The following is a 23,451-nucleotide window of genomic DNA, read 5'->3' as shown; positions in this document are numbered from 1 at the left end:
TCTGTAAACATTCTGCAATGATAGGGAAGAAGTTAGGTGCAACAGCCAGGTAGAAAATTACCTGTGTACCGGCACCAAATTCTTTTTGATATTTTTCGACAGCAGCTTTAAGGTTTTCGAAAGTTTTTGGCTGCGCAAAATCGGTAGGACAGTAATGCATTGTGCTTGCGAAATTGTCCCATTTTTCTTTTTTTACTTTTCCGCTGCGCGAAAACTGGTTTACAGCATCTTCTAAAGCTGCTTTGTAGCTATCGTCGGTAAATTCGGTTCTACCTGTACCAATAACTGCAAACTTATTTGGCATGTAACCCTCTATAAATAAGTTATATAGGGCAGGTGCTAATTTTCTTTTGTTCAAATCACCTGTTCCACCAAATATTACAAAAATGGTAGGGTTTAATGCGGTTTTGCTTTTCATTTTATCTTGTTGTTCGTGAATCAAATAGGTTATGATAATTTATTCCAGTCGGCATGGAAAACACCTTCTTTATCAATACGCTCAAAAGTATGCGCACCGAAGAAATCCCTTTGTGCCTGGATCAGGTTGGAAGGCATACGGCCGGTGGTAATGGTATCGAAATAGGTTAGGGTAGAAGCAAAAGCCGGGATACCTAAGCCCGAAGCGATAGATGCACCGATGGTTTTGCGTGTGCCGGCCAAAGTGCTCTTAATGATGTTCTGGATACCAGCATCGCCAAATAAGTGCTCTAAAGCGTTGTTTTTATCGTAGGCCTGATAAATATCTTCAAGGAATTTGGCCCTGATGATACAGCCACCACGCCAGATTTTGGCAATTTCCTGCAATTGCAGGTCGTATTTATATTCTTTCGAAGCCTGTACCAATAGGTGCATGCCCTGCGCATAAGCACTGATCATCGAGAAGTAGAATGCATCTTCCAGTTCTTCGATAGTTACATTAATTTTGGTGTCTTTTTTACCGAAAGCTTCTTCCAAAGAAACCCTTAAGGCTTTGAATTTGGATAAATCGCGGTTAGAAACGGCTTCGTTAATGGTTGGGATAGGCAATTGAAGTTCCATCGAAACCTCTGATGTCCATTTTCCGGTACCTTTTGAGCGGGCTTCGTCTTTAATCTGATCTAAAAGATCGTTCTGTGTTTCGGTATCTTTAAATAAGAAGATTTCTGCAGTAATTTCCAATAAGAAAGATTGCAATCTGCCTTCGTTCCATTTTTTGAATACTTTATAAATCTCATCGTTCGAGTAGCCCAGACCATTTTTAAGGATGCCATAAACCTCGGCAATCAGTTCCATAATGGCATATTCGATACCATTGTGTACCATTTTAACAAAGTGACCAGAAGCGCCCGGGCCGATGTAAGTTACACATGGATCGGTACCAACTTTTGCAGCAACGGCGTCGAATACGTCTTTTACTACATTATAGGCTTGTTTATCGCCACCCGGCATCATACTTGGACCGAAACGTGCACCTTCTTCTCCACCAGAAATGCCCATTCCGAAGAAATGCAGGCCATCTTTTTCCAGTTCATCCACGCGGCGGTTGGTATCGGTAAAGTGTGAGTTACCGCTATCGATAATGATATCACCTTTGCTTAAAAGCGGTTTTAATTCTGCAATAACACTATCTACAATTGGTCCGGCAGGTACCAGCAAAATCAGTGTGCGCGGTGTTTGTAAACTTGCAATAAAGCTTTCAATATCATCAAACCCCTCTAAATTATGCTTTTTGCCTTCTTCTTCAAGCTTCGAGATCATCTTACGGTCCTTATCGTAACCGGTTACAGAGAAACCTTTATCAGCCATATTCAATAACAGGTTGCGGCCCATAGTGCCCAAACCGATCATTCCCAATTTATATTTTTTCGAATCGTTATTTGCCATTTTTTATTTTTTAGAATGCACCCAAAATTAGGGTTTACAAATTAATATTGCTGCTATTGTTGTTAAAAGATTGTAATAAAAGGTCAAATTATTTTTGAGGTTCAACCGTAAAGATATTGTACTTATCGGCCAGTTTCCAAAGTTTGGCACCACCTTTAATTCCATCCCTGTTGGTTACGATTTTGATGTTGCTCTCGAGTTTAAAATCGATCTGTTTCGAATTTCCGCCACCTATATATAAGGTATCGTAATTGAAAACCGTTTTATAGATTTCGATTACTTTTTTTAGTCTCTTGTTCCAGCGCTCAGTGCCAATTTTTTCGAAAGCCTTATTGCCGATATAATCGTCGTAATCTTCTTCCTTATTGATCGGAAAATGTGCCAGCTCCAGGTGAGGGAGGAGCTCGCCATCAAATAACAAGGCTGTACCGAAACCTGTGCCTACGGTAAAAACAATTTCGAAGCCTTTGCCCTCAACCACGCCTAAACCCTGCTGATCGGCATCGTTTACCAAACGCACTGGTTTACCCAGCTCATTTGCCACACGCTGGGCAAGATCTACATCGGCCCATTTGTTTTTGGCCAGGTTAGGGGCTGTTTTTACAATACCATTTTTTACGTAACCGGGAAATCCGATCGATACACGGTTATAACTATCAGGAAAAGGCTTAATCAGATCAACAATACCCGTAACAATATCTTTTGGAGTAGCCTCTGCCGGGGTTTTACTTTTTAAATATTCGGTAAGCATGTTTCCGCTTTCATCCAAAAGAACGGTTTTTATACTGGTACCGCCAATATCGATCGATAATATGTTGTTGTTTTCAGCTTTTTTCTTTGTAGCCATGATTCTGTATTTATAAATCCGAAGTTCTACAAATAAATTAAAACCACAAACATAAAATCGTTACGGAAGTAATTTATGTGTAATAAAATTATCTACATTGTCTATGTATTTAATAGAATATAATTATGTTTGTTTCGTTAACATAAAAAAGACCACGATTGTTATGACGGTAAATTACCTAGCATTTGCTATACCAGCATTTTTTATTTTTGTATATATAGAGTTTAAAATCGCTCAGCAACAGAAAAAAGCGAGAATTTTTAAATACGAAAGCACGGTTGCAAATTTTAGTGTAGGCATTGCCGAAAGGTTATTGAATCTGTTTATTGCAGCCAGTTTTTACCAGGTTTATAAATGGGTATATACAAACTATGCCATTTTTGATATTTCTACAAAATGGTACGTATGGATTTTGTTGTTGCTTGCTACCGATTTTGTTTGGTACTGGTACCATAGGTTAGGGCACGAGATTAATTTTTTATGGGCAGCACATATTGTGCACCACCAGAGCGAAGAGTTTAACCTATCGGCTGCCGCCAGGATTACCACCATCCAGGCTATTTTCCGTAATGTTTTCTGGTGTGCACTGCCCCTGGTAGGTTTTCACCCCAGCATGATTATTACCATTCTTTTGGCCCACGGTGCCTATTCGTTTTTTACGCACACACAATTGGTAGGCAAGCTGGGCTGGCTCGAAAATATATTGATTACGCCTTCGCTGCATGGGGTCCATCATGCATCAGACGAGAAATACCTCGATAAAAACTATGGCGACGTATTTGTTTTTTGGGACAAACTGTTCGGTACTTTCCAAAAAGAGGAAGAAGCCCCAAAATATGGTTTAACGCATCCTATTAAAAGTTATAGTTTTTTGTGGCAGCATTTTCATTATTACCTGGAGATAGCTGAGGCTTACAGGCGTGCGGACGGTTTTAAAGCTAAATGGAATGCCGTTTTTGGGAGTCCGGCTTTAATGGACCAGAATATCAGGCCTATTTTGGAAGAACGTTATTATCAGAATAAAATACAGCACGAGGCCAGGCCCAAACCCAGGTTTAAAATTTACTTAAATATCCAGCTGATAATGGTGGTAGCCATGCTTACCGGTACGACCATGTTTTATGGATCATTAACTTTGGTACATAAAATTGCCATTGCGATTTTTATTTTGGTTACACTGATCAATGTCGGTGCATTGCTGGAGCAACGGAAGTGGATTTATTACCTCGAATGTTTCAGATTGATCCTCGTTTTCGGTTATTTTTTCTATACTTTCAATATCATAGAACTTTTAATATTCCCGGTTGTAGGATTGATTATTCTCGAACGTAATTTTTCTTTGAACAGCTTGTATAAGAAGCACGTGCTCAACATAAATCCATCACAATTAATACATAGGTAACTTAAAGGCAAAGTTTACTTAATATTACCGTAACCTTGTCAGGCTACTTTTGCTGGCAAGATGAAGGATGTATATTTAAGCAAAAGTGATGAAGATTTAATGTCTTTATTGGTAAATCAGGACAACCTTGCACTAGAAACCCTTTTTAACAGGTATTATCCTGCCTTATGCAAATTTACCTCTATTTACATTAAGGATTACAATAAGGCCGAAGAGCTAATTGCCGATCTTTTTATGAAGCTTTGGGATAAAAAGAACGAGCTTCAGATCAAATCGGTAAAAAAATACCTGTTTACGGCAGCTAAAAATTTAGCCTTTAATGAAATCCAGCGCGTAAAACTCCATATTTTAAGTATAAACGACCGGGAGGATACGCTCGATTATCCCGATACCTATTTAAATCCCCACGAACAGCTAACGAGCAGAGAATCCTATTCTGAAATTATCGGTCTGATTAATTTGCTGCCCGAAAGACAACGGGAGGTTTTGCTGATGAGCCGTATTGATTTGCTTGAAAAAAACATCATTGCCGATTTATTGGGTATCTCGGTAAGAACCGTAGAAACCTTACTTTATCAGGCGGTAAAAAATTTCAGGTCGTTAACCACCGATAGATCGGCTATTTGATTCAATTCCCTCTCTTACCTGCAAAGCGCTCATGATTGAACCTCATCGTCCTAAAAAGATCATTCGTAATATTACTTGTATTAGTTTTTGGAAAGGTAGGTTCGGTTTTTAATGGGGGATTTCAGTCCCGCTTTTTGGTACGAGTTCCGATGAAAAATCGGAAGCTCTTCCCTACAATCGGGTTTATTTAACTGGGGATGGTGTTCGGCAAATAAACCCATTTTTCGAAGGCAGATCAGGATGGATTGGTTTTGTAACAGGACTTTGTACCTAAACCCGATTGAAGTGGTCCCGACGTTAAGTCGGGATAAAGCGGAAAGCGGGACTAAAGTATCTATGAAACACTGGCCTTTCATTTCCAAATCAAAAAAATCATATTTTCCTTGATGAAATAATCCTTTAACGTTTAGATAAAAAGTAATTCTTTACACTTAACGATTTGTTAACAATAACTTGATGTTTTCCGCTACGTATGCGCTCCGTTTAATCTGTCTTACATCCAGAACAGCATTATTAGATGGACGAACGTTACTACAGATTAATAGAAGATTACAGCAAGAAAACCATTAGCAGTGAAGATTTAACTGATTTATTGATGTGGGTTGGAAGCAGCCAACAGAATCAGCAGATTTTCAGGGAGACCTTACAGGCTTTCGAGGCCGCAGATTATTACCTCAACAAACCTGCAAACCAGGCCAAAAGCTGGTTGGCAATCCAACAGCATATCGATACAACTGCTGCTCAATCACCGGTTGTACGTAAGATCAGTTACCGCAGGTATTTTACAGTCGCTGCTGCGATAGTGGTTATCGCTTTATTGCCACTGTTGTATTTTAATCCATTTAATAAGAAAAAGACTGAAGTTGTTGCCTATAACGAAATTTATAATCCCCGTGGACAAAAAAGGTTGGTTACCATGCCTGATGGTTCGAACATTTATTTAAATGGCGACAGTAAAATCCGTTACGCTTTAAATTTTAATACCGGTAAACGGATCGTTTATTTAGAGGGCGAAGCTTTTTTTGATGTGCAGCACCGTATTAAACAGCCTTTTGTGGTTTACACAGGGAAAGTAAGTACCACTGTTCTGGGTACTTCATTTAATGTGAATGCCTATCCATCACTAAAAAATATTACCGTTACCGTTCAAACCGGAAAAGTTGGTGTACTATTCAAAAATAAAGGTAAAAACGGTCCTGTTCAATTCCTATTGCCAAATGAGCAGCTTACCATCGATAAAAATAATGGTCGATTGACTAGAACAAGGGTAAATGCAACCGATTTTAACAGTTGGAGGGAGTATAAGCTTTTTTTCTATGATAAGCCCTTAAATGAAATCGCCGATATCATTTCGCGCGAGTACGACCTTGATATAGAAATCAAAAAAGAAACCTTAAAGCGCGTAAAACTTACCGCAAAATTTGATAAATGTTCGGTACAGCAGATTATGGATGTAATTGCAAAGCTGTCTGATTCAAAATATACAATCTATGAAAACAAAGTAATTATTTATTAACGATAAACTGTAAAAATAGATATGATATAAAATTACCAGAACCGAAAAATGGCTCGAAATGCTGGACACATTTCAAGCCCTGATAAACTGTATACTCATTTGACAAAGTAAAACTTAGTAAAGATATGAAAATTAATACCCGGTGGATGAAAAATCTCCATCAGTATACCTCAAAAATTATGGTTGTTATGGCCATAATGATGTTGAACCTGCTCTCTTTCTCTCTATATACCCATGCACAAAGCGATAAGAAAATCTTATTCGAAGCGGATGGCATGACCCTAAAAAAAGCTTTCGAAACTTTAGAAAAGCTTAGTGGCAATCACATTGCCTACAATAATTCGCAACTTGATGATCAGAAAAGGGTATATGTTTCGCGTGGACAGCGATCGGTATACGAAATACTTGATCTGCTTTTAAAAGGAATGCCTTTTACCTATAAATCGAGTGCAGCCGGTAATATTCTGATTACGGCAAAAATTACATCTACCGGGAGGCTTGTTGGTAAGGTTGTTGACGAAAACAATGAACCTATCCCAGCGGCAACCATTAAAATTGCTGAGCTTAATGCTGTTGGACAGACCAATAACAATGGGGAATATAGTTTTAATATTGCTCAGGGCATTTACACAGTTGAAGCAAGATTTATTTCTTACGAAATCGCCAAAAGACAACAGGTGAAGGTTAGTGTTGGCGGAACCACCAGCGTTAATTTTAAACTGGTACCGGCTGATAATTCGCTTAACGAGGTGGTGGTAACCGCTTTGGGTATTAAAAGACAGGAAAAAGCCTTAGGTTATGCGGTAACCAAAATTGATAGCAACCAGTTAACCGATGCGGTTTCTACAAACTGGACCGATGCACTTTCGGGCAAGGTGGCAGGTTTAAACCTGATCAGATCGAACAGTGGGCCGGCGGGTTCAAATAAAATTATTTTAAGGGGCGAAAATAACCTTACAGGTGATAATGAAGCTTTGATCGTATTGGATGGAGTAGTAATCAACAATAGCGGTGGTAGACGTACTGCCAACAGTTCGGACGGTGTTTATGGTACCGGAAGTGATAACATGCCAGCCGATTACGGAAGTTCTATCAACGACATCAATCCAGAGGATATTGAAAGTGTAACGGTATTAAAAGGACCAGGAGCAGCAGCTTTATACGGGCAGCGCGGTGCAAACGGAGCCATTATCATTACCACAAAATCGGGTAATTCGAAACATAAAAAAGTAAACATCAAATTCACATCTAACGGATCGTTCGAAGAAGTGAACCGTTGGCCAGATATGCAATATGAATATGGTCAGGGTTTGGATGGCGCATCATACTATTCTTACGGGGCAAGTGCGGATGGCGCCAGTACCAGCGGAACGAGTTCGGCTTACGGACCGCGTTTTGATGGCCAGCTGTTTTTTCAGTACGATCCGGTTACACAAACGGGCGGTAAAACCCGCACGCCCTGGGTGCCTTATAAAAACCAGATCAGAGACTTCTTTAGCACGGGCGAAAATTTAACCAACTCCTTGAGTTTGGATGGACGGTACAAAAATACAACGGCACGTTTTTCGGTTACCAACCAAAACAATACGTGGATTGTACCTAATACAGGGATAGAGCGTACTACACTTACCTTATCAACCAATACCGACGTTACTTCTAAGTTAAAAATTGCCACAAAAATCAATTATGGCAACAGGTTTAGCGATAACCTGCCAGGCGCGGGTTATGGTAACCAATCGTTAATGTACTGGTTTATTTTCTGGCAGCCAAACGCCAGTTTAGATTGGATCAAAAATTACTGGGCCAACGGACAGGAGAATAAAGTAATCAAATATCCGTTTAGTTCGTTCCCTGAGAACCCTTATGCGGTAGTTAACGAATTTATCAATAGAACCGGACGTAACAACGTAACAGCAAATATTCAGGCCAGTTATCAGTTTACTAAAGAATTGAGTCTATTGTTAAGATCGAGTATCGATTATTCAAACGAGCGCCGTGCACAGGATCGTCCGTACGATTCGGGCAGCCGTTTACCGAAAGGTTCAACGCGCCAGCAACATATCAATTCGCAGGAAACCAACATCGATTTCTTATTAAGATATGATAAAAAAATCAGTAAAGATTTTAGCATCAATGCTACTCTGGGTGGAAGTGAGTTGAGGAACAAATACAACAAATCGGATTTACGTGCCGATGGTTTAACCGTTCCCGATATCTACGATTTAACCAATAATCTTTATCCATTAATTTCTATCCCTGATACCAGCAGATACCGGATCAATAGTTTTTACGGTGTTTTATCTACGAATTACAAAAACTATCTGTATGTGGAGCTTACCGGACGTAAAGATTGGAGCAGTGTATTGGCCACAGCAACGAGAACAGATAACGTAGGGTTTTTCTATCCTGCAATCAGTACAAGTTTTGTACTTTCTGAATTTTTCAAGTTGCCAAAAGTAATCAGCTTTGCCAAGTTAAGGGCTTCTGTTTCTCAGGTAGGTAGCGGTGGTACAACACCTTACCGTACAGCTTATACTTATTCTTTAGCCTCTAACGGTACTTATCCGGATAGTTCGCTTGTAAACCCGACGATATTACCGAACGAAAATTTAAAACCGTTAAAAACCACTACTTACGAGGTAGGTACCGAGGTAAGTTTATTTAAAGGCAGATTGGGATTTGATGTTGCGGTTTATGCCGGAAATACCAAAAACCAGATTTTAACGAGGATTGTTGACCGCTCGACAGGATATAACCAGGCATTGATCAATGCAGGGCAGGTAAATAATACGGGTGTTGAGGTAGCCTTAAACGGAACACCAATTGTTACAAAAGGAGGTTTTAAGTGGACAATGAACGCCACTTTTGCTTCAAACTCAAATGTAATCAAAGCTTTAACCGATAGTTCGATCATTCTCCGTACAGGTCCTGTAGCGGGCGGACAGATTGTAGCTAAAGTTGGCGGAAGCATGGGCGATTTATACGGTAGGGGTTATGTACGCGATCCGCAGGGCAATGTGGTTTATGATGCCACAACCGGTTTTGCCAAAATTACCAACGATGTGGTTTACCTGGGTAACACCATGCCTAAATATAAATTCAGTATTGGAAGTACTTTTGCTTACAAAAACATCAGCTTAAGCGTACTGTTTGATGCGCAGGTTGGTGCGGTTGCACACTCTTTGTTAAACTACAAAATGGTTGAGCAGGGTAAATTAACCAGTACGTTGCCAGGTAGGTATAACGGTATAGTTGGCGAAGGTGTGGTGCAGTTGGCCGATGGCTCTTACGTAAAAAATACAACAGTAGCTTACGATATCGACGAATATTACCGCTCGCATGCAGGTGCAGATAATGCAGAAGGCAGTACATTCAGTACCGATTTTATCAAATTCAGGGAAGCTTCTTTAAACTATAAGTTCAATCCGCGTTTCCTTAAAAGGATCGGGCTTTCTTCCGCAACTTTCGGGGTTTATGGCCGTAACCTTTTCATCTGGTCGCCATGGCCAATGTTCGATCCGGAATTTGGAACGCTTAGCGGTTCTGATATTGTAACCGGGTTCGAGATCGGTCAGTTCCCATCAACCAGAACTTTTGGTTTCAATTTATCAATAGGCATATAATCTTTTAAAATATGAAGAAGAATCTATATAAAATTATTGCAGCTGTGCTGGTGTCGGTTACTACACTTTCATCATGCGATAAAGACTTTCAGGAAGTTAACACCGATCCGATCAATATCTTATCAACCACACCTGATAAGTTACTGGCGCCGGCCCTGGTTAATACTTTAACCTATGGCATGGTCCGTAACCGTAATTTCAACAACGAATTGATGCAGGTTACGGTAAGCATCAGTGATGGAGATGGAACCGTATTCAGGTACGAATACAGGAGTACCTTTTCTGATTACTTATGGAATGCATGGTATGTACAGTTAACAAACTTTAAAGACATCTATAAGCTGGCGGGCAAGCCAGGAATGGAAAATAAATCGTATCAGGGAATTTCCCTGATCTGCCAATCGTGGGTATATTCTATGTTATCAGATACTTATGGCGATATCCCTTATTTCCAGTCAAACCTCGGCAGCACCGGTGTTTTAGAGCCTAAATTCGATAAACAGAAAGATATTTATCTGGATATATTTAAAAAACTCGAAGAAGCCAATACTTTATTAAGTTCGGGCGCGGCGATTACACCATCGAGCGATCCCGTATTTAAAGGCGATATTGTAAAATGGCGTAAGTTTTGTAATTCATTGTATCTAAGGTTATTGTTGAGGGTTTCTGGTAAGTCGGACGTTGCGGCACAGGCGATTGCCAAAATCAAAGAAATTGTAGATACCAATCCGGCTATTTATCCGATTATGGCGAACAATGGCGAATCGGCAACTTTACCTTGGACAGGTTTAACCGGAACGGATCCTTTTGTTAATCCTTATGTAAATGGGGTAAGGGTACAGGATTTCAGATCGCCGGCTATCGGAAGCTTTTTTATCGAACATTTAAGAGACTGGGCCGATCCGCGTATCGATGCAAACGCACCGAACGGTGATGGTGGCGTTAACAGATTGGGAATTGCCCAGGGGCCTCAGGGTTATTCGGGTGTGCCAAGTGGTTACGCTGTTGGTGCAGGAGTAGTTAAGCAGGCTTATTTTTATTCTTACGATCAGGCGCTTGGAAGCAGTACTTATGGCGCTAAATCTCTACAGCAATCGGCTAAAACAGGTATTTTAATGAACTATGCAGAGCTTCAGTTCATTTTGGCCGAGGCTGCGCTAAAAGGATGGATCAACGGATCACCAGCAAATTACTATAACGCAGGTATTGCCAATGCCATTAATTACTGGGTGCCTGCATTTACTACCTCAACCACATCAGCAGCTTTTACCAAATATGTTACCGATGCGGATATAGACTGGGACAATACTCAATCAACCGAAGGTAAAATGGAACAGATCCACCTGCAGAAATACTTCGCTCTTTTTCTTGTTGATATGCAGCAGTGGTTCGAGTACCGCCGTACCGGCCATCCGGTTTTACCAAAAGGACCAGGCTTAAGAAACGGAGGTGTAATGCCAGCCCGAATGGCTTATCCGGTTTATGTACAATCTGCAAATCCAACAAATTACCAGTTGGCAGTGGCAGAACAGGGACCTGATGCAATTAATACAAACGTATGGTGGCAGAAACCGTAATCTATAATTAAAAAATGATCAAAATGAAAAAGATAATATTTTATAGCATAACTTTTCTATCGCTGGCTTTGACGTGGTCTGCGTGTAAAAAATCAAATTATCCGGGTGGTGTTATAGGTGATTATGTACCATTGTACGATTTGAGAAACCTGTACAAAGGATCGGACGTTACCCTTACCAACGAAAATATGTTTGGTTCGAGCAGTATAACGGGGGTAGTAATATCAGATCATTCGGGTAAAAACCTGCCCGAAGGATTGCTTGTTATACAGGATAAACGCCGTTTAAATTTAATCAGGGGTATTGCTATTCCCATTGGCCCAGATGCAGCGAAATATGTTCCAGGCGATTCTGTTGGGATAAAAGTTGAAGGAGCTGTGTTAAAAAGGGTAAATGGAATTTTGCAGGTTACCGGTGTTCCGGCCAGTGCCATTACCAAAATTGCTTCTAATGTGCCTATTCCACCGAACCGTGTAGGCAGTAGTTTTATCCTGGCCAAACCGAACGATTACGAAAGTACTCTTGTGGCGATTGTAAAAGCCGGATTTGAACCTGGTGCAGGAGCCAATGATACCTATAGCGGAGATAAAACCATTAACGATGGTTTTGATAATTTTACACTCCATACAGAGGCAAACGCCACTTTTGCAAATACAGGCGGACTTAATTTTAACGGAAACTACTACGGCATTATCTTTAATACCATTGCTGCAAACGGAGAATTAAAACCACATCAGAGAATGCGTACCATTAAAGATGCCATTGCCCTGAGTTCTACACCTGATATTGCTTCGGCGATTATTACCGGTTATATGGCCGATGCCGAAGGTGGCGACGGTAACTACGAATATATGCAGTTTATGGCCACCAGGGATATTGATTTTTCGGTAACCCCATTCTGTGTAGTAGTAACAAATAATGCAGGTGCCTCATCTCCAACAGGTGTTTTCCCTACAAAAGNATGGGCCACTGGTGCTGATGCTTTAAAAACACCTGCAGGTTTGGTATCAAGAACCTATAAATTCGATTTAACCTCAGGCAAAGCGGCTAAAGGCACGTTCTTCTATGTGGGTGGATCGTCTAAAATGATCAATGGATCAAAATCAAAATCGATTGCAACAGCCAACTGGATCAAAGCTAAAAACTATACTACAGCAACTCCTGCCAGTGCTCCTGCAGGTAATGGAGATGGTTTCGGTTTATATACTTCAGGTTTATTTGCCAATTCGGGTAATGCATCGGGCTTTGCCATTTTCGAAGGTACAACCGTTGATGTGAATACCGCACCGATCGATGTGGTATTTATAGGTGGCGGAGGCAGCTTGTACAACGCACCTTCGGTAGGTTATAAGATCGCCAATACCGATTTTTACGATAAAATCAATCCGATTACATTGGCGGCACAGCCATATTACAAAAGTGGCGAAAATACCTTATGCTTTAATTATCAGTTGCCTGCCGATCAGGGTTTCTGGAATAAACTTGGTGGTATCTATAATCCGGCATTGGGTAAATGGGTTAAAGCCAGAAGCCAGTCGGATATCGATCTTAATACATCATCAACCATTGAAGATATTGAAGGTACATCTTTGGTGAGGATTTTAAATGCTGTAACCGGAGAATACATCCGTACAGATACCATTCCACCAACCCGATTAAAATAAGAATAAACCAACATAACCAAAAAGAAAGCCCATCCGGTTTTCTTTTTGGTTTCTAATACATTATCCCACTCGTTTGCATTAACATGAACAGAAGATCATTTATACAAAAATCAAGTTTATTAACCACCACTTTATTTGTTAGCTTAAAATCATTCCCCTCATCGCTATTTTCTGTTAATGGTGTGGTAAGTGGAGCAGTAACCAGTAAAGGTAAAGCCGTTGCAGGCGTTGTAATTTCTGACGGTTACAACGTTGTACAGACTGATAAAACCGGAAACTACGAGCTAAAATTACACGAGCTTGCCCGTTTCGTATGGATCAGCACACCTTCGGGTTACGAATTTAAAACCGAAAGCAGTATTGCCCGCCATTATTATAAGCCTGATACAGCAGGCAAACTAAATTTCGATCTTAAGCCTTTAAAACAGGACGATAACAAACATAACTTTATCATTTGGGCCGATCCACAGGTGAAAAATAAAAAAGATGTGGAACAGATGATGGAAACTTCAGTACCCGATACCCGCGAAGTGGTTAAAGGTATGGGAAAAACATTGGTACATGGTATCGGCGTAGGCGATCTGGTTTGGGATAACTTTGATCTTTTTCCTGCCTACGACGAAGCCATTGCCAAAATTGGGATTCCTTTTTTTCAGGCGCTGGGTAACCACGATCAGGATTATAGACTGGGTGGAGATGATACTTCCGACCGTACTTTTCAGGCACATTATGGACCAACCTACTATTCTTTTAACAGGGGAAAGGCCCATTATGTGGTTTTAGATGATGTACGCTATTTAGGTGTAGAAAGAACCTACGATGGATACATTACGCCAACGCAATTAGAATGGCTGGCCAAAGATTTACAACTGGTTCCTAAAGATGCATTGCTGATTATTTGCCTGCATATTCCGGTACACAATTCAGTAAAAAATAACGATGATTTTTACGCCGTTTTAAAAGATTTCAAAAATGTGCACATCATGTCTGGACACACACATTTTAACAAAAATGTAATTAAAAATGGCATTTTTGAGCATAACCATGGTACGGTTTGCGGTGGCTGGTGGACAGGCCCAATCTGCGGTGATGGAACGCCACGCGGTTATGGTGTTTATGAGGTAAACGGAACGGATTTAAAATGGTATTACAAATCCACAGGAGAAGATCGTAAAAAACAGGTAAGCATTTATGTTGATACCTTAACCAACCAAAAAAGATTGATTGCCAATGTTTGGAATTACGATCCCGAATGGAAAGTAGAATACTTTTTGGATGGGAAAGCCATGGGGGCTTTGGCGCAGCAGGACGGATTTGATCCTTTATCGGTTAAATTGTATAAAGGTGATAAATTACCGAACCCAAGGCCATTTGTTGAGCCTATTTCTACAGACCACCTGTTTATGGCGCATTTCGGACCAGAAGTTAAAAAAGTTAAAGTAGTGGCTACTGATCGTTTTGGAGAAAAATTTGAAGCAGAAGTTTAGGCTTAACGGTGCTGTCGGATATTTCTATCCGACAGTCTTTAAACTTAACACTGATTTAATCTAACTACTTCAAACAATACATCCCATAGTATTATCTTGCGGCTTAATGATTGGCCATAACTGACAATCCCCGAAGCCATAAATTCCTTTTGAATATGAAACTAAAAACGACTGCATTCTTGATACTTTGCACAGCCTTGGCAGTTAAATCTTCTGCCCAGGAAGTTAAATTTCCTGCATTTAGCGCCGAAGCCCACCGAGGTGGACGTGGTTTAATGCCTGAAAACACCATCGAAGCCATGTTAAATGCCATAAAAATAGATGGAATTACGACTTTGGAAATGGATACACACATCTCTAAAGACGGTAATGTGGTCGTAACACATGATGATTACCTGAGTCCGGCTTTTATGCTAACACCAGATGGAAAAGATATTCCGGCAACCGATAGCAAGAAATACCCGATTTTCGGTATGAACTATGAGGAGATTAAACAGTTCGATTTAGGTACCAAGTATTACGATCTTTTTCCCCAACAGAAGAAGGAAAAAACACATTTACCTTTGCTTACCGATCTGATTGATGCTGTACAGCGCGATATCAAAACCAATAAACGTAAACCGTTTTTCTACAACATCGAAACCAAATGCAGCGAAAGCGGTGATGGTATTACCAATCCTAAACCTGAGGAATTTGTTAAACTTTTGATGGATGTAATCATCAAGAAAAAGATTGCGGATTTTGTTGTCATCCAATCTTTCGATAAACGCACCATTCAGATTATCCATGAAAAATATCCAAAAATGAAAACCTCTTTTTTGGTGGCAAACAGGAAAACTTATGAAGAAAATATAGCTGATTTAGGCTATAAACCATTTATTTTAAGTCCGGTTTGGCAGATGGTAAACGAAGATTTTGTTAAAAAAGCACATGCAGATGGCGTAAAAATTATTCCTTGGACAGCCAATACTTTAGCCGATATCCAAAAATTAAAAGCTTTAAACGTAGACGGAATTATTTCCGACTATCCGGATATTTTGGTACAGGCGAAATAGCTTAATCTCAGATCTCGCAGGTTTTTAAACCTGCAAGGTCTTGAAAGAAAAGTAAAAAAAGAAGTCTGCTAACGCTCGTTTCTAACGAGCGTTAAAATAGTTTGTCGTTTACAAACGATAATAAAATCGTTTAGTTCTACCATCGTCCTCGTTTGTAGCGAGGAATGTATGGGCAAAGCGATTTTATCGCTGTAGGCATTTTCATTTTAATGTGCATTAAAAATGCACCTCTCGTTAATCCTCGTTACAAACGAGGACTATTCGGATTAATCTCAGACCTCGCAGGTTTCAAAAACCTGCGAGGTCTTTCTGCGTTTAAATCAATATATTTTCGCCAGCTGCAACAACGCTTTCCTTATCAATCTGATTTAGGCCAGGTACATAACCCAACTTTTTTATTTTAGCATAATGCTGGATATATCTTTCCGTTTCTGCGTTTTCATCTCCGTTAAAAATAATCCCCTTAATTTCAATTCCATATTGTTTAAGCAGATTGATGGATAATAGTGTATGGTTAATACTGCCCAGGTAATTTTGTGAAACCAATATTACCTCTGCATCCAGTTTTTTGATCAGATCCACAATCAGTTCATTTTCATTTAAGGGAACCATTAAACCGCCAGCGCCTTCTATAATCAGATTGTTTTCTGTTACAGGGACCTTAATTTTGTTAAAATCGATTTCAATTCCATCCAGTTTGGCCGATAAATGTGGAGATAGGGGTTGTGTTAGCCTGTAGCTTTCGGGATGGATGATTGTTTTTGAGTTGCTGATTAAGTTTTCTACGGTTAAACTGTCGCTGGTCTCCAGATCTCCCGATTGGATCGGTTTCCAGTAATCTGCTTTTAATTTTTCGGTTAAAATGGCACTGATCAATGTTTTTCCAATACCTGTTCCGATTCCTGTTATAAAATATGTTGTCATTTAATTCAATTCTTTAAGATGTTTTACCAATGAAATCATTTCGTCATCAGTGTTAAAGGTGTGAAGACAGATCCTTAGTCTTTCTTTCCCCCGCGCTACCGTAGGACTTAATATTGCCCTTACATCAAAACCTTTGTTCTGTAATGTGCCCGCGGCCAGTTTGGTGTCTTCGTTCGAAGAAAATAAAATCCCCTGAATAGTACTTTCGCTATCTAAAGCATTAATATTATGTTCTTTAATCAATTTTCTGAACAGCCCAATTTTCTGATGGATCAGTTGATGATCGATTGTGTGCAAAAGCTGGTAAGCCGAACGGATGGCTATAATATTATGGATAGGTGCTGCTGTGGTATAAATAAAGGATCTGGCAAAATTAACGAGGTAGTGCCTTAAATTCTTACTTCCCAATATAATGGCGCCATGTGTACCCATTGCCTTGCCGAAAGTAACAATACGGGCAAATACCTTTTCGGTTAGGTTTAACTGCTTAATCAAACCTTCACCTTTTTTGCCGAAAATACCTGTGGCATGCGCTTCATCCACAATTAGATTGGCCTGGTAAGTTTCACAGAGATTTGAAATTTCCATCAATGGTGCCATATCCCCATCCATGGAATATACGCTTTCTACTACTACGAAAACATTTCCCTTTGCTAATTGGAGTTTTGCCTCAAGATCGCTGAGGTTGTTATGCAGAAATTTATAACGTGTTGCATGGCTTAAACGGCAACCATCTATAATGCTGGCGTGGATCAGTTCGTCGGTAATAATGGTATCGCCACGCTGTGGGACGCTCGATAGCAGACCAACATTGGCATCGTAACCCGAGTTGAAAATCAATCCGCTTTCGGCCTGATGAAAACCAGCGATAAACTGTTCGGTTTCTTCGGTATATTGGGTATTACCACTCAAAAGCCTCGAACCTCCGGCACCGTTTAAATAAAGTGGGACTGTTGCTACAGTTTCATCAATCAGTTTTTTTAATTCAACCGATCTGGAAAAACCCAGATAATCGTTCGAGCAAAAATCAACGGGAAGGTTATAGGCAGATAAATTCCGGATCGAAAGGTTATCTTTCCGCTCCTGGAGTTTGCCATTAAGAAACTGTTCAATGTTACTCATCGGTCAAAAGTAAAAAAGAGAAAGCATATAATATTAAATGTTTAATATAAATGGTTTGTATCATTTATGTTGGACAAAGGCTATAAGCCAAATTAGAATTGATAGATTTGCTTCATTAAAATGTTGTTATGCGTGAAAATAAATATGATGACGGCGATTTTTTTAAACAGTATAGTTTAATGAACCGTTCGGTAAACGGATTGGAGGGAGCAGGCGAATGGCATATTCTCCGAAGTCTTTTTCCTGATTTTGAAAAGAAAAATGTACTTGATCTGGGTTGTGGCTTTGGCTGGCATGCTAAATATGCGGTTGAGCAGGGTGCAAATTCGGTTGTAGCGATTGATTTGTCTGAAAATATGCTAAAAAAAGCAATCGAAATCAATTCTTCTCCAAAAATAGATTATCAATTATGTGCAATAGAGGATTTTGATTTCGAACACGAAACTTATGATATTGTAATCAGTTCGTTGTCTTTTCATTACCTGGCCTCTTTTGATGAAATATGTCGGCAGATAAATAACAGCCTGGTAAAAGGTGGATTTTTTGTTTTTTCTATCGAACATCCCATATTTACTGCCCAGGGCAAACAGGATTGGAGCTATGATGAACAAGGACAAGCCTTGAATTGGCCGGTAGACAATTATTTTATAGAAGGTGAGCGTAAGGCAAGTTTTTTGGGTACGGATGTAGTAAAATACCACAGGACATTAACTTCGTATAGTATGGGCTTAATTAATAGCGGTTTTGAGATTAAAGCCATTGTTGAGCCAACACCCAGCGAATTAAGTTTGTCCGAAATTCCAGAAATGAAAAATGAACTGCGGCGGCCTATGTTTCTGATCCTTTCTGCAGTTAAAAAATAAATAAACATAAAAAAAGCGTCCCGAATTACCGGAACGCTTTTAAAAATATAATTAATTACGCTTTACTCCATTTATCCCTGTGAAGGAGGGTTAGAAACCACTGGTTCTTTGTCTTTTTTACCTCTTCCGCCAAATCCTTTTCTCATTTTATCCCCTTTTTCTTTGGCTTCGGCACGGAAAGCATCCATTTTTGTTTTCTGATCTGCAGTTAAAACGGCATCAACTTTCGCTTTTTGCTCATCTATTGCTGCTTTGCGTTCTTTCATTTTGACTTTAATGTCGCTTTTGTCCGCTGTTCTCCAGGCATCCATTTTTTTTGCATTTTCGAGCTCAATAGCATAGATCTTTGTTTTTTGATCGGCGGTTAAGCTCAACTGTTTCTCCAATTTGGCTGTTACTTTTTCAGCTCTCTGCTCTGCGGTCATTTTAGGCATTGCCCTTCTTTCGCGCTTGGTTGTGTCTTGAGCAAATGCAGCAGTTAAACCCATTACTGCAATTGCTATTGTTAAAATTGCCTTTTTCATGTTATGTTTTTTTATGTGTTTGTTAAATCAATAGATACATAAAAAGGCAAACGGTTTAATCGGCACTTGTTAAAAAATGTTAATTCTTGTTCAGTTGCGAAATTGATTTCTGCATCTGCGCCATCATCTGGGTCAACGTTTCCATTGTCGGATCTGGTGCTGGCTCAGGCAATGAGGTAGATATATAGGCTTTCGCTTTCCAGATTTCGAGGATATCATCAGCCGCAATGGTATAGGCGTCGTATACCTTATTATCTGATATCAATTTCAAATCTTTATTTTCCCTGAAACGGTTGCCGGCCCTTTTATATACAACGCCTTCATTTTTACTGATGATGACATAGGTTTCACCTGTTTTTACTTCATTCCAGTTGTCTAAATATTCGCCGATAATTACGCTTCCCGGCTGAACAGGCAGCATACTATCACCCATAATTTCAAAAGCCCTGAAAGTACCTTGTCTTAAGGCAGGTAGGGGAAGCTGGAATTTAGGGAGATCACTAATGTACTGGGGATCTGAAAAGCCGTTCAGGTAGCCGGCGCTAGCTTTTACAGGAACGAGTTCGATGTTCTCGCGGTCGTTCTGATCTACCGAAATACTTAATACCCTAAGGTTCGATCCTTGGCTTTTTGGCTTCGGTTTCCAGCTGTCAGATATTTTCTCATTGATGAATTCATCGATGGTAAGATCAAAGTATTCGGCTATTTTTTTTAGCAAATCATATTTAGGTTCCGCCCGGTCTTCCTCGTAAGCGCCGATCAGCGATCTCTTGATTTCCATAATATCAGCGAAATTCTGCTGTGTATGGCCTTTTTTCTTCCTGAGGTACTTTAAATTATTTGAAATATTTGACATAAAAATAAATTTTAAAATAAATTTGGAATTACTAAAATAGTTAGTAATTTTATGCTCATAAAGTTAGTAATATTATTTTGAATTGCAAGAAAGTATACTAAATAGTTTAGTTTTAATTTTTAAAGACCCAATCATGAAAAAGTTTGTTTATATCGTTACCGACAGAAATCGTACAAGTATGCACGTGGGCATGAGCTCAGATTTGATTAAGACACTGGATTTCTACAAACAGATGCCAAACTTATTTTTTGACAGCGGGCAACAGTTAACCAGGTTGGTTTATTTTGAAGAATTTAAAACAGAAGCACAGGCATTGGCACGTTTTAAAACGATCAGCAGGTTTACGCGTATGCAGAAAGAGCGTTTGGTAAGATCTTGCAACCCCGATTGGATTGATTTAACCATTGGCCTTGATTTTGAGAATATTCTTTTACATAAGAATATCACCAATCAGGTTAAACTTTCTTTTTCGAGTTTATCTTAAGTTGTTTATTAAGGTTAAATAGAAGATTACCATGAAAGAAATAGGTATGTATAAAATGAATGCTTGAATGACAGGTCCGATTTACGGTATCCAATCATTCAAGCACTTAATGAATTTGTATTAGTTAATTTGCTAGAATTAGCGAGTATCGATTTTCAGTATTCTAACTTTACAACAATAAAATATTTCAACTTTCCAACCTTTTGCCATGTAAGGAATTTAAGGCCATTTAAGGAGTTAAAACTGCTAATAATTGTTGCAATTATTCACCACCTAAGCCACCTGAGATCATCTAAGTTTTGTATGGCACCTGAACTTTACAACATTTCAACCTTCGAACATTTCAACATTCCAAAACTGAAGCTCATTCTATCATTTATTCAGTCAAACATTCAATAATTCAGTTTCTATCATTCAGTTAAACATTCAATAATTCAATTCTCTACCATCCCGGAGCAAAAGTTAACCCAAATACTCCCGTTTTAACATCTTTGCGTTGAAAGGGAATCGCATAATAAGGTTCTAATACAAAGTAGCCAAAAACATTTACCCTAACTGATATACCTACACTCATGGCTGGCACACGTTCAGTTGTAGCTTGATAGGTAACCGGATTTCCTTTGTCATCTTTAACCGGTACACCTTTACTATCTAATAAAGGTTCTGTTGTATAGGTTGGTTCACTTTTAAACTTCACTTTGGTATCGTTGGTCCAGGCTAAACCCGCATCGAAAAATAAGTTCAGATCTGAAAATAAAAATTTAGATGGTATAGCCGCTAGTTTTTTAGGTCCGGTAAATGGTAAACGCACCTCGAAATTGAAAACTGCAATTTTACTTCCAGTTAACTGGTTGATATCAAAAGATTCGGATGACCGTGCAGAGGTACTTTTGTATATCGAGTTCGATTCGTAACCTCTGATTAGATAAGGATAGCCCAGATACATTGGATAAAGTCTGTCGGCATCTTTACCGATTCTTAAAGTATTATAACTCCTAACGGCAAAAGTTACCGGTTTTGCTCTCCAGTATTTACGGAGATCGGCAGTTACACCAGCAAAATTATAAGTGCCAAGGTATTTTTCACCACTTACACGGTACCTGTAACCATCAAGCGGACCAGTTAAGCCGAAAATAGAGTTATCACCAACAAAACCAGCGTTCAGCTGATAAAGCGTAAATGAATTAAAAGGTATACCATAATCCTGGGAAGCAACATCGTTAGAAATCCTGCTTTTATCAGAACCGATGTAATTTCCAGCCGAATTATAATAATTACTATATCGATCAACCCGGTAGCTGTAATGAGAAAATGCTCCACCCAATTCAAAACGGTGTATTTTACTAAATGGATATGCTCCATAAACCTGTAACTGATCTTCGAAAGTCCTGATGATATCGGTTCTATCTGCCAGGGCATTAATGGTCTGATTATCACCGGTAGGCACATTTTCATAACCATACGATCTGAATCCCGATACATAAGGGATGTGCGAAATTGCCGCTCCCCAGTTTATCCTGCTTTTTTGGTTGATATAACCTACTAAACCACCGAAATCATAGATTTCGCCATTAACCGATAAATTTGCAACAATCTGGTTGGTACCCAAAATATCGCTGAACATACCCACAATACCTCCAGAAACACCTGTTCCGAAACGGCTGGTAGAAACTCCAACACCGCTGTTAGCCAGATAATCCAGTCTGAATTTAGGTTTGTAAGGTACCGTTCTCATCGAATCGGCAACGATTTTTTCGAAACGGTCGAAGTTATTTAGATTAGAATTGATAATATTAACCCCAATGTTTTCCATAGGAGGGAGGATAGCGGCATCGAAATTTTCTTCGCGGTTACCAATGCGTTTAGCTTTAAAGCTGCTCAATTTTGCATTATACAGGGTATAACGTTGATAACGGTAGTAGCTATACACAATTTCGTCGGTTGTAGAAACGGAAATGGCGGGCGAAAATTCGGTAATCCCACTTATACCGGTAAAATAATCAGTTAACTGATCAACTGTATTATCTGCAAAATTGTATTTGTATAAATTTCTGAAACCGTCTCTGTTGGATAGGAAATAAATATTCTGACTATTTGCCGAGAATTGCGCATTTAAGTTGTTTGCCCCTGGAAAAACATCAAGATTGCTTACGGTTTTTGAAGCAATATCGTAAACAGCCAAATTGATTGGCAATACGGCATTGATCACATTGGCCTGGATAGCTGCACGATCTGATGAAAATACCAGTTTTTTGCCATCTGGCGAATAACTTGGTGCATAATCAGAATAAACATCATCGGTAATCTGTGTTACTATTTTGGTATCGAGGTTATAAGAGAAAATATCGCTCTGACCTTCAACCATACCTGAAAATGCAATGTCTTTTCCATTTGGCGACCAGGTTAAATTACCAAACTGTTGTACCTGGGCCATTGGGATCTGGGAAACTGTTGTTCCGTTTGCCACATTGATCACCATCATCTGGTTTCGGCCCTGGCTGAAAATACTAAAGGCAAACTGTTTACTATCCGGCGACCATGCACCGGCAGATTCGATAAAGTTGAAATCATCAATATGCCCGTTGGAGATCTGGCTACTTAATTTACGTATGATACGTCCGGTTTTAGCATCAGCGAGGAATAAATCGATACCGAAAAGATCTTTCTCAGACATAAAAGCCAAATATTTTCCATCCGGACTTAGGGCAGGAGCAACGTTCATGTTTCCTGCATTTTTATTATCGATGATTTTGGTACCTGTAATTTTAATCTGCGAACTATCGGCTTTTAACATCGGTTTGTAATGCGCATCGATGGAATTTTTCCAAAGGCCGGATAATGTTTTGTCATCATAACCGAAAGTATACCTGATTGCATTTTCGTAACCATATTTGGCCGTATTCTTAAATAAGGGCACAATAGTGGTATCACCATACTGCGAACCGATATAGGTCCAGAATGCCTGACCGTAACGGTAAGGGAAATATTTATTTGAATTGGTTAAGTCTTTTAACGAA

Annotated in this window: 17 protein-coding genes and 1 pseudogene; 10 read left to right on the top strand and 8 right to left on the bottom strand. The window is 39.4% G+C overall.

All coding sequences use genetic code 11. The features are described from left to right. From B2V92_RS14670 to B2V92_RS14660, 3 genes and pseudogenes are all read right to left on the bottom strand, one after another. Positions 1–418: pseudogene (locus B2V92_RS14670) on the bottom strand (glucose-6-phosphate dehydrogenase); the annotation flags it as partial. A 29-nt stretch (positions 419–447) separates the two neighbouring features. Beyond that, on the bottom strand, positions 448–1,863 hold the full coding sequence (gndA, locus tag B2V92_RS14665; protein WP_293309397.1) for an NADP-dependent phosphogluconate dehydrogenase: 1,416 nt from the start codon (positions 1,861–1,863) through the stop codon (positions 448–450). 88 nt (positions 1,864–1,951) lie between these two features. Then, positions 1,952–2,710 (bottom strand): ROK family protein, encoded by a 759-nt coding sequence (locus tag B2V92_RS14660; RefSeq protein WP_293309395.1) that lies wholly within the window; start codon positions 2,708–2,710, stop codon positions 1,952–1,954. A 163-nt stretch (positions 2,711–2,873) separates the two neighbouring features. On the opposite strand from B2V92_RS14660, the gene B2V92_RS14655 reads away from it, so the two are divergent. The 8 genes from B2V92_RS14655 to B2V92_RS14620 all read left to right on the top strand — a co-directional run bounded on the left by B2V92_RS14655 (position 2,874) and on the right by B2V92_RS14620 (position 15,661). Further along, the gene (locus tag B2V92_RS14655; RefSeq protein WP_293309393.1) at positions 2,874–4,112 is read left to right on the top strand and encodes a sterol desaturase family protein; all 1,239 of its coding nucleotides are present in this window, start codon (positions 2,874–2,876) and stop codon (positions 4,110–4,112) included. A 60-nt stretch (positions 4,113–4,172) separates the two neighbouring features. Continuing rightward, positions 4,173–4,739, top strand: a complete 567-nt coding sequence (locus tag B2V92_RS14650) for an RNA polymerase sigma factor (RefSeq protein ID WP_293309391.1) — start codon at positions 4,173–4,175, stop codon at positions 4,737–4,739. 517 nt (positions 4,740–5,256) lie between these two features. Then, on the top strand, positions 5,257–6,255 hold the full coding sequence (locus B2V92_RS14645; protein WP_293309389.1) for a FecR family protein: 999 nt from the start codon (positions 5,257–5,259) through the stop codon (positions 6,253–6,255). 125 nt (positions 6,256–6,380) lie between these two features. Then, positions 6,381–9,878 (top strand): SusC/RagA family TonB-linked outer membrane protein, encoded by a 3,498-nt coding sequence (locus tag B2V92_RS14640; protein ID WP_293309387.1) that lies wholly within the window; start codon positions 6,381–6,383, stop codon positions 9,876–9,878. A gap of 11 nt (positions 9,879–9,889) precedes the next feature. Beyond that, complete coding sequence (locus tag B2V92_RS14635; RefSeq protein WP_293309385.1) at positions 9,890–11,455, top strand: SusD/RagB family nutrient-binding outer membrane lipoprotein; 1,566 nt, start codon at positions 9,890–9,892, stop codon at positions 11,453–11,455. 14 nt (positions 11,456–11,469) lie between these two features. Then, positions 11,470–13,119, top strand: coding sequence for a DUF5689 domain-containing protein (locus B2V92_RS14630; RefSeq protein WP_422662145.1), 1,650 nt, complete (start codon positions 11,470–11,472; stop codon positions 13,117–13,119). Between the two features lie 83 nt (positions 13,120–13,202). Continuing rightward, positions 13,203–14,606, top strand: a complete 1,404-nt coding sequence (locus tag B2V92_RS14625) for a calcineurin-like phosphoesterase family protein (RefSeq protein WP_293309381.1) — start codon at positions 13,203–13,205, stop codon at positions 14,604–14,606. Between the two features lie 155 nt (positions 14,607–14,761). Beyond that, positions 14,762–15,661 carry a glycerophosphodiester phosphodiesterase family protein gene (locus B2V92_RS14620; RefSeq protein ID WP_293309379.1) on the top strand — a complete coding sequence of 300 codons (900 nt, stop codon included), beginning with the start codon at positions 14,762–14,764 and terminating at the stop codon, positions 15,659–15,661. A gap of 315 nt (positions 15,662–15,976) precedes the next feature. On the opposite strand, the gene bioD is transcribed toward B2V92_RS14620, so the two are convergent. Beyond that, a complete protein-coding gene (gene bioD, locus B2V92_RS14615; RefSeq protein ID WP_293309377.1) occupies positions 15,977–16,585 on the bottom strand; it encodes a dethiobiotin synthase in 609 nt (202 codons plus the stop codon). After that, positions 16,586–17,707: an aminotransferase class I/II-fold pyridoxal phosphate-dependent enzyme gene (locus B2V92_RS14610; RefSeq protein WP_293309375.1), complete on the bottom strand. Its 1,122-nt coding sequence runs from the start codon at positions 17,705–17,707 to the stop codon at positions 16,586–16,588. Between the two features lie 128 nt (positions 17,708–17,835). Here B2V92_RS14610 and B2V92_RS14605 point away from each other — a divergent pair, with 128 nt between their 5' ends. After that, positions 17,836–18,570 carry a class I SAM-dependent methyltransferase gene (locus tag B2V92_RS14605; protein ID WP_293309373.1) on the top strand — a complete coding sequence of 245 codons (735 nt, stop codon included), beginning with the start codon at positions 17,836–17,838 and terminating at the stop codon, positions 18,568–18,570. 71 nt (positions 18,571–18,641) lie between these two features. Here B2V92_RS14605 and B2V92_RS14600 read toward each other — a convergent pair whose 3' ends face one another. Both B2V92_RS14600 and B2V92_RS14595 read right to left on the bottom strand, forming a co-directional pair. Next, positions 18,642–19,094 carry a hypothetical protein gene (locus B2V92_RS14600; RefSeq protein ID WP_293309371.1) on the bottom strand — a complete coding sequence of 151 codons (453 nt, stop codon included), beginning with the start codon at positions 19,092–19,094 and terminating at the stop codon, positions 18,642–18,644. Positions 19,095–19,173: 79 nt separating this feature from the next. Then, positions 19,174–19,950 carry an XRE family transcriptional regulator gene (locus tag B2V92_RS14595; protein ID WP_293309369.1) on the bottom strand — a complete coding sequence of 259 codons (777 nt, stop codon included), beginning with the start codon at positions 19,948–19,950 and terminating at the stop codon, positions 19,174–19,176. Between the two features lie 133 nt (positions 19,951–20,083). Between B2V92_RS14595 and B2V92_RS14590 the strand changes: the two genes are divergently transcribed. After that, positions 20,084–20,434 (top strand): GIY-YIG nuclease family protein, encoded by a 351-nt coding sequence (locus tag B2V92_RS14590; protein WP_293309367.1) that lies wholly within the window; start codon positions 20,084–20,086, stop codon positions 20,432–20,434. A gap of 442 nt (positions 20,435–20,876) precedes the next feature. Here B2V92_RS14590 and B2V92_RS14585 read toward each other — a convergent pair. Beyond that, positions 20,877–23,451 (bottom strand): tolB protein precursor (locus B2V92_RS14585; RefSeq protein ID WP_293309365.1); only part of this gene is annotated, 2,575 nt, incomplete at its 5' end.

Origin of the sequence: Pedobacter sp. UBA5917 (assembly GCF_002432345.1) — a bacterium.
GTDB lineage: Bacteria > Bacteroidota > Bacteroidia > Sphingobacteriales > Sphingobacteriaceae > Pedobacter.
The sequence above is the reverse complement of the archived record's forward strand: the minus strand, read 5'-3'. Positions and strand labels throughout refer to the sequence as shown.